Below are 12,667 nucleotides of genomic sequence, written 5' to 3' on the forward strand. Positions count from 1 at the left end.
GGCACGATGGCGAAGGAGCATTTCGACGAAACGGTTCGACGATCGATTCGATGATCCGGCGGAATGAGGAAACCCAGGAGGAGGCGCCATGACCACGATCGTCGACGTCGCGAAGGCGGCCGGCGTCTCGGTCAGCACCGTGTCGTACGCGCTGAGCGGTAGGCGGCCCATCTCCGCCGCGACCCGTGAGCGGATCCAGGTCGCGATCGACGAGCTCGGATACCGCCCGCACGCAGGGGCGCGCTCGCTCGCCAGCCGGCAGACACGGGTGATGGCGCTGGTTGCGCCGCTGCGCTCCGATCTCTACGTGCCCGTGATCATGCAGTTCGTAGCGGCCGTGGCCACAGCCGCGCGCGCCCATGACCACGACGTCCTGCTGCTGATGAACGACGAGGGCCCGGCTGGGCTCGAGCGAGTCGCGGGCGGGTCGATGGTCGACGCCTTCGTGGTGATGGACGTCGCCACGAACGACCCCAGATTGCCCGTCCTGCGCCGGCTCCGCGAGCCCACGGTGCTCATCGGGCTGCCGGCCCGGGCCGACGGCTTCAGCTGTGTCGACCTCGACTGGGAGGCCGCCGGCCGACTGGCGGTGCAGCACCTGGTGGACCACGGTCACACCGCTGTCGCGCTCGTCGGACCGCCGCCGGCCGCCTACGAGCGGGGAACGACCTACGCCCACCGGTTCCGCACCGGCTTCGAGGTTGCGGTAGCCGAGGCCGGGATCCACGGTCTTGCCGTTCCCTGCGAGCCGAGCCATGACGGGCTCGCGGCCAGCCTGGCCCGGGTCGACACCGAACAGCCGGACACCACGGGCTTCGTGGTGCACAACGAACCAGTCGTGGGGACCCTGCTCCATGCTCTCAGGGCAACAGGTCGCGAAGTGCCGCACGACGTGTCGGTCCTCGCAGTCGGCCCGCACGAGCTGGCCGAGGGGCCGGCGGTCACCTCGATCGGCATACCGGCCGACGAGATCGGCGCACTGGCGGTGGAGATGGCGGGCGACCTCCTCGCCGGCCGGAGCCCACAGACCAGGCTCGTGGCCCCGTGCCTGGTCGAGCGCGACAGCTGCGGACCCGCGCGGGCGTGACACTCGACGCCGAACAGCCGCATCAATCGCCTGGCACGTCCCACCGCGTGGGCGGGGCCGGGAATGCTGAGAGGCCCCGGGTCAACGACCCGGGGCCTCTCAGTTACCCACGTGCGCGAGGGGGGAGTTGAACCCCCACGTCCTTTCGGACACACGGACCTGAACCGTGCGCGTCTGCCTATTCCGCCACTCGCGCGTGCAACAGAGGAAACGTTAGCCCACACGCGTCCGCCCGCCCAAAACGACGGCACCCCGGCCGCCTTGACGCTGGTGGTCACCGGATCGTGGGAGGATCGAAACCACGCAGAATGCGGGAAGTGGCAGATCCCCTGGGGTGCACCGATACGATCGGGCCGAATCCGGGGGCCATTGCGCCCGTACGCGACCGACCAACCAACCTGACCGGCCCACCCGGCACCCTGAGAGGAGCGCAACCACGTGAGCGGCCTGCAGAAGTTCGAGCAGAAGCTGGAGCAGCTCATCTCAGGCGCTTTCGCCAAGGCGTTCCGGTCCGAGGTGAAGTCGGTGGAGATCGTCGCCGCGCTCCAGCGCGAGATCGACAACAACGCCCAGGTGCTCAGCCGCCAGCGGCGCCTGGTCCCCAACGACTTCTTCGTGGAGCTGTCCTCCAGCGACCTCGGCAAGCTGGAGTCCTACGGCCCCCACCTCAAGGAAGAGCTGAAGCGCCAACTGATGGACCACGCCGAGGCGCAGGGGTTCGTCTTCCCCGGCCGCGTGAGCATCGAGTTCGGCGAGGCGAAGGACCTGACGATCGGCCGGTTCCGGGTGCGCAGCCGCGCCCAGGCCGCCGTCTCCGGCGCCGACATGAGCGACACCCAGGTCAGCCGCGCGCAGGCCTACCTGGAGATCAACGGCACCCGGCACCCGCTCCACGGCAACCTCGTCGTGGGCCGAGGCACCGATGCCGACCTGCGCATCAACGACCCGGGCATCAGCCGCCGCCACATCGAGTTCCGCTCGAAGCAGGCCGGCGACCGTGTGCGCGTCGAGGTCTACGACCTCGGCTCGACCAACGGCATGCTGGTCAACGGGCAGAAGATGGCGAGTGCCACCCTGGACGACGGCTCTCAGGTGCGCATCGGCACCACCGTCATCACCGCGCACATCGTGGAGGAGCGCCGTTGAGCGAGCTGACCCTGTTTCTCATCCGGGTCGCCTATCTGGCGATCCTGTGGATCTTCGTGCTGGCCGCGCTGTCGGTGATCCGCTCCGACATGTTCGGCGCGCGGGTCACCAACGCCTCCGCCGGCCAGCCCGCGGCCCCGCCGGCTCGCGGCAAGGCTGCCGCGGCGAGGGCACCGCGGCGCGGCGTACCCACGCATGTGGCCGTCACCACCGGCTCCAACGCCGGCGTGACCGTGCCCCTCTCGCAGGCCCCCATCGTCATCGGCCGCGGCAGCGATGCCGCGATCATCCTCGACGACGACTACGCCTCCACCCGCCACGCCCGGATCGCCGTCTCCGGCGACCAGTGGTTCGTGGAGGACCTCGGATCGACCAATGGCACCTACATCGGGTCCGTCCGGATCAATCAGCCGACCGCCATCTCGCTCGGGACCCAGGTGCGGATCGGTAAGACAATCCTGGAGCTGCGCAAGTGACCGCTGCGACCGACCCCACCCCCGACCCTGCTGCTCATCCCGGTTCTGCCGACGGCCGACCCTTCCGCCTCGAGTACGCGGCGGTCTCGGACGTCGGCCGGGTGCGCAAGGACAACCAGGACAGCGGGTACGCCGGCCCCTGGCTGCTGACCGTCTGCGACGGTGTCGGCGGCGCCGCCCGCGGTGACATCGCCTCCAGCACGGCCGTCCAGCAGCTGCGCAAGCTCGACGAGGAGCCCGCCCCCGGCCTGGTCGACGACGACCTGATCGGCCTGGTCTCCCACGCGCTGCACATGGCCCACGACGAGATCGGCCACCTGGTCGACCACGACCCGACGCTCAACGGCACCAGCACGACCTCGACGGTCGGCCTCTTCGACGGCGCCAAGCTGACCGTCGGCCACGTGGGCGACAGCCGCGCCTACCTGCTCCGCAACGGCGCGATCCACCAGGTCACCCACGACCACACCTTCGTGCAGACGCTGCTCGACGAGGGGAGGATCACGGAGGAGGAGGCCAAGACCCACCCCCACCGCAACCTGATCCTCAAGGCCCTCGACGGCACCCGCGAGCTCGAGCCCGACCTGTTCATCGTCGACCTCGCCGCCGGCGACCGGCTGATGTTCTGCAGCGACGGCGTCTGTGGCTACGTCGACGACCCGCGGATCGCCGACATCCTGGCGACCGGCACGCCCGAGTACGCAGCCGTCGAGCTCGTCCGCGTCTCTCTCGACTCCGGCAGCACCGACAACGTGACCTGCGTGGTCGCCGATGTGGTGCCCAGCGACACCGTCCCGTCCCCGGGCCTCGAGGCCCAGATGGTGGGTGCGGCGGCCGAGCTCAGGAGGAGGACCACCAAGACCGGCCAGATGACCGCCCTGTTCCGCGGTCACCGGATGGGCGACACCGGCGAGCTGGACCCGATCGACGAGGAGATCCCCGACGGCGCGATCGCCGCCGACCCGGAGGAGATGCGCTACGCCCTCCAGGCGCCGGCCAAGCACCCGCGGCTGCGCTGGACGTTCGGCCTGATGGCCGTCCTCGGCGTCGTCTGGATCGCCGTCGCGACCGCGTTCGTCTGGTCGCAGAACCAGTGGTACATCGGCGAGCAGGACGGCAACGTCACGATCTTCCGTGGCGTACCGACCACGATGATCGGCTTCGACCTCTCCGAGCCCTACCAGACCTCCGACCTGAAGGTCGCCGACCTCGCCGAGACCTATCAGCACCAGCTCGAGGACGGCATCCACAGCAAGGATCTGGCCGGCGCCCAGGAGAAGGTGCAGTCGCTGGCCGACCAGAACGCCGCCGACGCGGGAAGCGGGTCATGAGCGGGTTCACTCCGGCGAGCTCGATGCCCGTGTTCGTCCACCGGTCACGCCGTGGGGCGGAGCTCATGCTGCTGATCCTGGCCCTGGCGGTCGGGATCGGTGCGTACGCCGCGGTCGGCCTCGGGGTGCAGGAGAAGGTCCCGGTCGACATCGCGGGCTACGGCACCTGGCTGGTCGCGCTCCTGGTGGCAGCCCACATCGGCGTACGTCTGCTGGCTCCCTACGCCGACCCCGTGCTGCTGCCGCTGGTGGCGATGCTCAACGGTTTCGGCCTGGCCGTCATCCACCGGCTCGACCTGGCCGCGGGGGCGAGCGAATCCGACGCCTTCGCCCGTCAGCAGCTGATCTGGATGACGATCGGCGTGGTGCTGTTCCTGATCACGCTCTTCGTGGTCCCCGACCACCGGATGCTGCAGCGGTTCACCTACACCGCCGGCCTCGGCGCGGTGGTCATGCTGATCCTGCCGATGCTCCCGATCATCGGTAAGCAGATCAACGGCGCACGGATCTGGATCAACCTCGGGCCGGTCAGCTTCCAGCCCGGTGAGGTCGCCAAGGTGCTGCTGGTGATCTGCTTCGCCGGCTACCTGGCGGTCCACCGCGACGCGCTCGCCCTGGCCGGCCGCCGGTTCGTCGGCATCGACCTGCCGCGCGGCCGCGACCTCGGCCCGTTGCTGATGATGTGGGTGATCAGCCTCGCGATCCTGGTGCTGCAGCGCGACCTCGGCTCCAGCCTGCTCTTCTACGGCCTCTTCGTGGTGACGCTGTACGTGGCGACCGAGCGCAAGGGCTGGATCGTCGTCGGCGGTCTGCTCTTCGCCGGCGGTGTCTTCGCCGCGTTCAGCCTCTTCAGCCACGTCCGCGTCCGCGTGCTGACCTGGCTGGACCCGTTCAAGTATTACCCCGTGGGCGACGATGGCGTGACCTCATCGGGCCAGCTCGTCGAGGGCCTCTTCGGTATGGCCTGGGGCGGCATGATCGGCCGCGGCTTCGGCTCCGGCGAGCCCTGGCGGGTCCCTTACGCCAACTCCGACTTCATCTTCCCGGCGATCGGCGAGGAGCTGGGTCTGACCGCGCTCCTGGCGCTGCTGCTCTGCTACGGCCTGATCGTCGAGCGCGGCCTGCGTACGGCGATCGTGGCCCGCGACGACTTCGGCAAGCTGCTCTCCGTCGGTCTGGCGACCTCGGTCGCGCTGCAGACCTTCGTGGTCGTCGGTGGCGTGACCGGGCTCATCCCGCTGACGGGTCTGACCACACCGTTCCTCTCGTATGGTGGATCTTCGCTGGTCGCCAACTGGGTGATCGTGGCCCTGCTGTTGCGCGTCTCGGACCAGTCCCGCAGACCGCTACCGACGGCGCCGTCCGATGAGGACCTCGCCGCTGAGGAGACCCAGATCGTCAAGCTCGACAAAGGGGCGTTGAACAAGTGAGCGAGCGCCAGCGAGTGAACCTCGAGCTCAACACGCGGCCGCGTCCGTACATTGGCGCTTGCGCTACGGAGGTGGTCGCGTGAACCGCCCCATCCGCACGCTGAGCGTCGGCTGCCTGATCCTGTTCGTGGCGCTGATGCTGAACCTGACGTACGTCCAGTTCTTCAAGGCGAGCTGGTACAACGCCCGCGCCGACAACCGCCGGGTCACCGAAGCGGCCTACTCGCAGCAGCGCGGCGACATCCTGGTCGGCAAGAAGGCGATCGCCACCAGCAAGCCGAGCGACGACAAGTACGAGTGGCAGCGCACCTACCCAGGCGGCAAGAAGTACGCCCCGATCACGGGTTTCATGTCCTACTCCTACGGCCAGACCGGGATCGAGAGGTCCCAGGACTCCGTGCTGTCCGGGCAGGACAACAAGCTCTTCACCAACCGCCTCGTCGACCTCGTGACCAACTCCGAGCCGGCCGGCGGCAACGTCGAGCTCACCATCGACCCGAAGGTCCAGGACGCTGCGTACCAGGGCCTGACCGCGCTCGGTGACGACGTCCAGGCTGCCGCGGTGGCGATCGACCCGAAGACCGGCCGGATCCTGGCGATGGCCTCGACCCCGACCTACAACCCGGACAAGCTGGCGACCCACGACTTCGGCGCCGCGAAGAAGTCCTACGACCAGCTCGCCGGCGACGACGACGAGCCGCTGCTCAACCGCTCCATCCAGACCGCGCTGCCGCCGGGTTCGACCTTCAAGCTGGTCACCGCGGCAGCCGCGATGGAGAACCTCGGCAAGGACCCCGACAGCAAGGTCTACGGTGGCGCGCTCCTGGACCTGCCGCAGAGCGACAAGGACCTTCCCAACGAGAGCGGCGGTTCCTGCGGCGGCGACCAGATCACGCTCACCCGCGCGCTCGAGGTCTCCTGCAACACCGCCTTCGGCTCGCTCGGCATCGATCTGACCAAGGAGCAGCTGGACGACCAGGCCCGGAAGTTCGGCTTCGGCCAGAAATACCTCACCGACCTGCCGAACCAGGCCACGAGCACGCTCGCGGACGAGCTCGACGACCTCGACAGCCCGCCCTTCCGCGCCTACAGCGCGATCGGGCAGTACAACGTCAAGGCGACCCCGTTGCAGATGGCGATGGTCTCGGCCGGCATCGCCAACGGCGGAACCGTGATGAAGCCCTACATCGTCGACCGGGTGACGTCGTCCTCGCTCGACGTCATCGACCAGGGCAACCCCACCGAGATCGACGACCAGCCTGCGGTGTCGAACGAGACCGCAGAGGGCCTCACCCAGATGATGGTCAGCACCGTCGAGAACGGCACTGCTGCTCCGGCCGCGATCGACGGCGTGACCGTCGCCGGCAAGACCGGCACCGCGCAGAGCTCCAAGGAGCGTGCGCCGTACGCCTGGTTCACCTCGTTCGCCCCGGCGGAGAACCCGTCCATCGCGGTTGCCGTGATGGTCCAGAAGAGCGGCACCGAACGCAGCGAAATCGCCGGCGGACGGCTGGGCGGCCCAATCGCGAAGGCCATGATGGAGGCAGCGATCTCATGAGTCGTTACGTATTCCACGAGCTCATCGGCACCGGCGGGATGGGCGAGGTGTGGCGGGCGACCGACACGACCCTCAACCGCGAGGTCGCGATCAAGCTCCTCAAGCCCGAGCACGCCGAGGACCCGATCGGGCGGTCCCGGTTCGAGTCCGAGGCGAAGCATGCCGCGGCGCTCCACCACCCCAACGTGGTGGCCGTCTACGACGTCGGCGAGATGCCGACCGCCTCCGGCCTGATGCGACCGTTCCTGGTGATGGAGCTGGTCGACCACAAGCCGCTCTCCGAGCTGATCCGGGACGGTCGTCCCTTGGATCCCGAGGTCGTACGCGACCTGCTCGGCCAGGCCGGCGACGCCCTGGCCGCCGCGCACCGGGCCGGCATCGTCCACCGCGACGTGAAGCCCGCCAACCTGCTGATCACCCCGCAGCGCAAGGTGAAGGTCACCGACTTCGGCATCGCCCGCGCCCAGGCGTCGACCGGCATCACCGGCACCGGCCAGGTCATGGGCACCCCGCAGTACCTGAGCCCCGAGCAGGCTCGTGGCGAGAAGGCCACCCCGGCCTCCGACGTCTACTCCCTCGGCGTGGTCGCCTTCGAGTGTCTGGCCGGCTACCGGCCGTTCCAGAAGGAGACCCCGGTCGCTACCGCGATCGCCCACCTGCACGACCCGGTGCCGCCGCTGCCCGACCACGTCCCCGCCGATCTGGCCGCGATCGTGATGAGGAGCCTGCAGAAGGACCCGACCCTCCGCTACGCCGACGCGGCCGCGTTCACGGCCGCGATGATCGGTCACGGCGCTGACGCCAACGCCGATGCCACCACCGTCGTCGCCGCCGCGCCGGGTGACGCGACCGCGACGTCGGTCATGGACCCGGTGCCCTCGCCCGGTTCCACCCAGAACTTCGTCGGCATGCAGGGCGGCGCGGGTGGCCTCGAGGGTCCGCCGCCGCCTCGCTACCAGGACCCCTACGACCGTTACGACGACGAGGAGGACCAGCGGCCCTGGTACAAGAAGCCGTTCAACATCGTCGTGCTCGTGATGCTCGTGGCCGTGATCATCGCGATCATCTGGATCATCTCGACCCTCGCCGCCGATCCGGAGACGCCTCCGGCCAGCGATGCGTCCACCACCCCGTCGGCCTCCGCCACTCCCACCCCGTCGGAGAAGGCCGAGGACGAGCCGAAGGCCGTCGAGATCGACGAGGACGACTACATCGGCCGCAACGTCGACGAGGTGCGCTCCGAGCTGAGCGATCTGGGGCTGACCGTGAAGGTTGCCGTCCAGGACAACGACGGCAGCAACGAGCCCGACACCGTCTCCGGCCTCGACCCGACCCGCAACCTCTACGAGGGCGACCCGATCACCATCCGCTACTACGGCGAGCGCCCGGTGGTCGAGCCCACTCCCACCGAGGAGACCCAGGACCCGGAGGAGACCCAGGACCCGACCGACGGCGAGTCCTCCGACTGGGGCATCCCTGAACTTCCGGGCGACGAGAACACCGGTGGCAACGGCAACGGAGGCGGCGGCAATGGCTGAGGGAGCACTCCTCGCCGGTCGTTACGAGGTCGGCGAGCTCCTCGGCCGTGGCGGGATGGCGGAGGTCCGCAAGGGCACCGACCACCGGCTCGGCCGTGTCGTCGCGATCAAGCGGCTGCGGATGGACCTCGCCAGCGACGCGACCTTCCAGGCCCGGTTCCGGCGTGAGGCGCAGTCCTCGGCCAAGCTCAACCACCCCTCGATCGTGTCGGTCTACGACACCGGTGAGGAGAAGTCCGACGACGGCGTCGCCCAGCCCTACATCGTGATGGAGTACGTTGCCGGCCGCACGCTGCGCGACGTACTCCGTGAGGGTCGCAAGATCCTGCCCGAGCGGGCGCTGGAGATCAGCTCCGACGTACTCAACGCGCTCGACTACAGCCACCGCAACGGGATCATCCACCGGGACATCAAGCCGGGCAACGTCATGCTGACGCCGGCCGGTGACGTGAAGGTGATGGACTTCGGCATCGCCCGGGCGCTCAACGACGTCCAGTCCACGATGACGCAGACCGCGGCCGTCGTCGGCACCGCGCAGTATCTGAGCCCCGAGCAGGCCCGTGGCGAGCAGGTCGACGCCCGCTCCGACGTCTACTCGGCCGGCTGCCTCCTCTACGAGCTGCTCACCGGCCGCCCGCCGTTCGTCGGCGACTCGCCGGTCTCCGTGGCCTATCAGCACGTACGCGAGCAGGCCCAGCCTCCCTCGGCCCACGATCCGTCGCTGCCCCGTGAGCTCGACGCCATCGTGATGAAGTCGCTGGCCAAGCGGGTCGAGGATCGCTACCAGTCCGCGCAGGCGATGCGCACCGACATCGAGCGCTACCTCGCCGGACGCCCGGTCCAGGCCACCGTGCCACCGAGCATCGATCAAACCCAGGTCGCCCAGGACCGCGCGCTCGCGGGTGCCCCTTATGGCGGCGACCCCACCAACGGCGGCTACTACCCGCCCCAGAACGACCGGGCCGAGGGTCCGCGCCCGTGGGTGCTCGTCCTGCTCGGTCTCGTCATCATCGGCCTGATCGCGGTGGGTGCCTACTTCCTGCCAGCGGCCCTCGGTCCGCAGACCACGCCCGCGCCCGACGTCACCGGCCTGACCGAGGAGAAGGCGAGGGCCGAGCTGAGCGCGGCCAAGCTGAAGGGTGAGGTCAAGCGGGAGCCGAGCGACACCGTCGCCGTCGGCGTCGTGATCTCTCAGGACCCGCCCGCCGGCGAGGACGTCGAGGAGGGCAGCACCGTCACCCTGACGGTCTCCACCGGGCCACCCAACCGGGAGATGCCCAACGTGATCGGGATGCCGCAGAAGACAGCCAAGGAGCTGCTCGAGGGCGACCCCTACAACTTCACGGTGAAGATCGAGACTGAGGAGTCCGACGAGGACAAGGGCACCGTGATCGACTCCGACCCGGTCGACGGACAGAGCGTGACCACCGGCAAGAGCACGGAGGTCCTCCTCACCGTCTCCAAGGGCCCGAAGAAGGTCCCGAACGTCGTCGGGAAGACCGCGGAGCAGGCCGAGGAGATCCTCCGCAACGCCGGCTTCAAGCCCGTGCGCAAGGACGAGCCGAACACCGACAAGCCCAAGGGCACCGTCGTCGAGCAGACGCCGGGCAAGGGCACGCCGCTCGCGCAGGACGGCGAGGTGATCATCTTCGTCTCGACGAAGGAGGACGCCCTGCCGAGCTGTCAGACGCTGGTGCCCGGGACTGACCCGGCCAACCCGTCGGCGTCGGCCACCCAGACCGCCGATCCGGGCGACCCGCCCACGTGTGACCCAGCGCTGCCGCCGAGCAGCCCGGCGTCGCCGTAGGCGCCCAGCCCTCGCCGGAGCCCCTGTCTCACTTGCCCTGAGGCAGGGGCTTCGCGTATTTCACGTCGAGCAGGCCGTCGTAGGCCGGCGCGGTGAGGTAGGTCAGCGGCTTGAGGAACCAGCCGATCTGGACGTTGGGGTCGCGGGCGTCGGCCCGGTAGTTCTGGACGTGCTCGTCACGGTCGATCGCCGCCTGCAGACGGTCGGGGTCGCCGACCGCCTCGATGACGTACGGCTGGGGGTAGGGGACGCCGTCGAGCTGCACCGTGCTGCCGGAGCACTTGATGCCGGTGGTGGTGATGATCCGCTTGCCGGCGATGGTGATCGCCTCGGCGCCACCGGCCCACAGCGCGTTGACGACGGCCTGGATGTCCTGCTGGTGCACGACGAGAGAGTTGGGGTCGTCGCCGGTGTAGCTCTCCTGGACCTCCGAGGGCGCGTCGCCTAGCACGATCTGCATGCCGGCGCCGCTGCGGTCGGAGGTGCCGGCCGGGTCGGCCAGCCTCGCGGACTGGTGCTGGAGCTTCTTGACGTCCTTGTCGGTGACGCCGCTGGTGAGCTGGTCCACCTGGCTCTGCAGGTCGGCGAGCTGGGCCTCGAGGCGGTTGTAGCGGATCCGCTCGCCGTCGACGAGCGTAGCCAGGTCCTCGTAGCGGCCCGGACGCAGGTCGGTGCCGTCCGCATTCACGAAGCTCACCGCCAGCAGACCGCCACAGAGCAGCACCACGATGGGCGTACCGAGCCTCCAGGAGGTCACGCGGGACCAGCGCTTTGGTTTAGGTGTGGGGTTCGCCTGGGTTCCGGAGCTCACGACCATTAGGGTATGCGCAGCAATCACATTTGTCTGAGGAGCATCACCCGTGGCCAAGCTCAAGCTCTCGAAGAAGAGTGATCTCGACCTGCCCAAGGATCCGATCTTCACTCCCCGCTTCGGGATCGCCCTGTTGCTGATCGCCCTCGGCATCGGCTGGATCGCCTACTACTACACCGGGGTCCGCCCCAACGAGATCGGTGGCGACTTCACCGGGCCGAAGCCGGTGCAGAAGCTCGAGGGCTGGAACTATCTGATCGGCTTCGTCCTGCTCTTCCTGGGCCTGGCCGTCTCCGCTCACCCGAAGACCCCGCTGGGCCGCGGCCGCGGCGTCGTGGTCGGCATGCTCGGCTGCTTCGTGATCGGCCTGATCTGGATCTGCGTCTTCTACGTCTTCGCCAACGACCACCTGGACAAGATCTGGGTCTTCAACGACCTGGGTCAGAAGAACCTGCTGGTCGGCATCGGCTTCATGGCGGTGGGCTTCACCTTCGCCACGAAGTGGGAGTGATCCCCTCGTTAGACCCCGAAAGAGGCGCAACCCTTGCGGTTGCGCCTCTTTGCGTTACACGGGTGTAGTTCTCCACAGGGTCTTCCACACCTGTGGATTTGTCCACGGCGTGAAAACGCCCCGAAAACTCCTGCCCCGAAGGCGTCAGAACACCAACATCCGTACGCCGACAAGGGCAAGCAACGCCAACGTGAAGCCACCCAGAGCGGCCCACTGCAACGGCGCCTTCCGGTCGGCCCGGAGCGAGGTGAAGATGCCCGCGACGACGAGACCGCCGATGAAACCACCGACGTGGCCCTGCCAGGAGATGCCGGGCCCGAAGAAGGTGATCCCCGCGTTGATCAGGAGCACCGGCAGCAGCGGTGAGAGCGACTGCCCGGCCCTGACGAAGAGCACCACGAGGACGCCCAGGAGGCCGAAGATCGCGCCGGAGGCGCCCACGGTCGACCCGGCCGGCGTCGCCGCCCAGGCCACCAGGACGGAGCCCGCCAGGCCGGAGATCAGGTAGAAGACCAGGAACCGCAGTCGGCCCACGATCGGCTCGAGGAACGAGCCGAGCAGGTAGAGGGACAACATGTTCACGGCCAGGTGGATGATCGAGACGTGGGTGAACGTCGAGGTCAGCAGCTGCCAGACCGCGCCGTCGTCGACCCCTGGCATCCAGCTGTAGCCGCTCGCCCGGCAGACGCTCTGCGGCACCACGAATCCGCCGTCCGGCGTCATGCAATAGCCCTGCAGGCGAATCGCGAAGAAGTCGGCGATCCGCGACCCTGAGCCGCCGGTGAGGGTGATGCTCAACCAGACCAGGACGTTGAGGCCGATGAGCGAGATGGTCACCGGCAGCGCCCGGAAGCCGATCCGCGCGCCGGTGAAGCGCTTGGGCTGGCGTACGGACTTGTGGCCTTCCCTCACGCACTCGGGGCACTGGAAGCCGACCGAGGCGCTGGCCATGCAGTCAGGGCAGATGGGACG

The 12,667-nt window shown here is 68.8% G+C and carries 11 protein-coding genes and 1 tRNA gene; 9 read left to right on the plus strand and 3 right to left on the minus strand.

The window, feature by feature from the left end; genetic code table 11:
- Positions 1–88 precede the first annotated feature (88 nt).
- Positions 89–1,087, plus strand: a complete 999-nt coding sequence (locus ACIA03_RS27925; RefSeq protein ID WP_396988727.1) for a LacI family DNA-binding transcriptional regulator — start codon at positions 89–91, stop codon at positions 1,085–1,087.
- 112 nt (positions 1,088–1,199) lie between these two features.
- Here the strand turns inward: ACIA03_RS27925 and ACIA03_RS27930 are convergent.
- Positions 1,200–1,283 (minus strand) — tRNA-Leu (locus ACIA03_RS27930).
- Between the two features lie 242 nt (positions 1,284–1,525).
- On the opposite strand from ACIA03_RS27930, the gene ACIA03_RS27935 reads away from it, so the two are divergent.
- From ACIA03_RS27935 to pknB, 7 genes are all read left to right on the plus strand, one after another.
- Positions 1,526–2,233: an FHA domain-containing protein gene (locus tag ACIA03_RS27935; RefSeq protein ID WP_160026076.1), complete on the plus strand. Its 708-nt coding sequence runs from the start codon at positions 1,526–1,528 to the stop codon at positions 2,231–2,233.
- On the plus strand, positions 2,230–2,709 hold the full coding sequence (locus ACIA03_RS27940; RefSeq protein WP_396988730.1) for an FHA domain-containing protein: 480 nt from the start codon (positions 2,230–2,232) through the stop codon (positions 2,707–2,709). Before ACIA03_RS27935 ends, ACIA03_RS27940 begins: the two co-directional genes overlap by 4 nt.
- Positions 2,706–4,040 carry a PP2C family protein-serine/threonine phosphatase gene (locus ACIA03_RS27945; RefSeq protein ID WP_396988732.1) on the plus strand — a complete coding sequence of 445 codons (1,335 nt, stop codon included), beginning with the start codon at positions 2,706–2,708 and terminating at the stop codon, positions 4,038–4,040. Before ACIA03_RS27940 ends, ACIA03_RS27945 begins: the two co-directional genes overlap by 4 nt.
- Positions 4,037–5,470 carry an FtsW/RodA/SpoVE family cell cycle protein gene (locus tag ACIA03_RS27950; RefSeq protein WP_396988734.1) on the plus strand — a complete coding sequence of 478 codons (1,434 nt, stop codon included), beginning with the start codon at positions 4,037–4,039 and terminating at the stop codon, positions 5,468–5,470. Before ACIA03_RS27945 ends, ACIA03_RS27950 begins: the two co-directional genes overlap by 4 nt.
- Positions 5,471–5,549: 79 nt before the next feature.
- Positions 5,550–7,028 (plus strand): peptidoglycan D,D-transpeptidase FtsI family protein, encoded by a 1,479-nt coding sequence (locus ACIA03_RS27955; protein WP_396988736.1) that lies wholly within the window; start codon positions 5,550–5,552, stop codon positions 7,026–7,028.
- Positions 7,025–8,566, plus strand: coding sequence for a serine/threonine protein kinase (locus ACIA03_RS27960; RefSeq protein ID WP_396988738.1), 1,542 nt, complete (start codon positions 7,025–7,027; stop codon positions 8,564–8,566). Before ACIA03_RS27955 ends, ACIA03_RS27960 begins: the two co-directional genes overlap by 4 nt.
- Positions 8,559–10,373 carry a Stk1 family PASTA domain-containing Ser/Thr kinase gene (gene pknB, locus ACIA03_RS27965; protein ID WP_396988740.1) on the plus strand — a complete coding sequence of 605 codons (1,815 nt, stop codon included), beginning with the start codon at positions 8,559–8,561 and terminating at the stop codon, positions 10,371–10,373. The genes ACIA03_RS27960 and pknB overlap by 8 nt, the downstream gene beginning before the upstream one ends.
- 28 nt (positions 10,374–10,401) lie before the next feature.
- On the opposite strand, the gene ACIA03_RS27970 is transcribed toward pknB, so the two are convergent.
- A complete protein-coding gene (locus tag ACIA03_RS27970) occupies positions 10,402–11,190 on the minus strand; it encodes a DUF881 domain-containing protein (protein WP_396988742.1) in 789 nt (262 codons plus the stop codon).
- Between the two features lie 43 nt (positions 11,191–11,233).
- Here ACIA03_RS27970 and ACIA03_RS27975 point away from each other — a divergent pair, with 43 nt between their 5' ends.
- A complete protein-coding gene (locus ACIA03_RS27975; protein WP_396988744.1) occupies positions 11,234–11,695 on the plus strand; it encodes a cell division protein CrgA in 462 nt (153 codons plus the stop codon).
- 144 nt (positions 11,696–11,839) lie between these two features.
- On the opposite strand, the gene ACIA03_RS27980 is transcribed toward ACIA03_RS27975, so the two are convergent.
- Complete coding sequence (locus ACIA03_RS27980) at positions 11,840–12,646, minus strand: rhomboid family intramembrane serine protease (protein WP_396988746.1); 807 nt, start codon at positions 12,644–12,646, stop codon at positions 11,840–11,842.
- Between the last annotated feature and the right edge of the window lie 21 nt (positions 12,647–12,667).

Origin of the sequence: Nocardioides sp. NPDC051685, assembly GCF_044453405.1 — a bacterium.
Taxonomy (GTDB): Bacteria; Actinomycetota; Actinomycetes; order Propionibacteriales; family Nocardioidaceae; genus Nocardioides.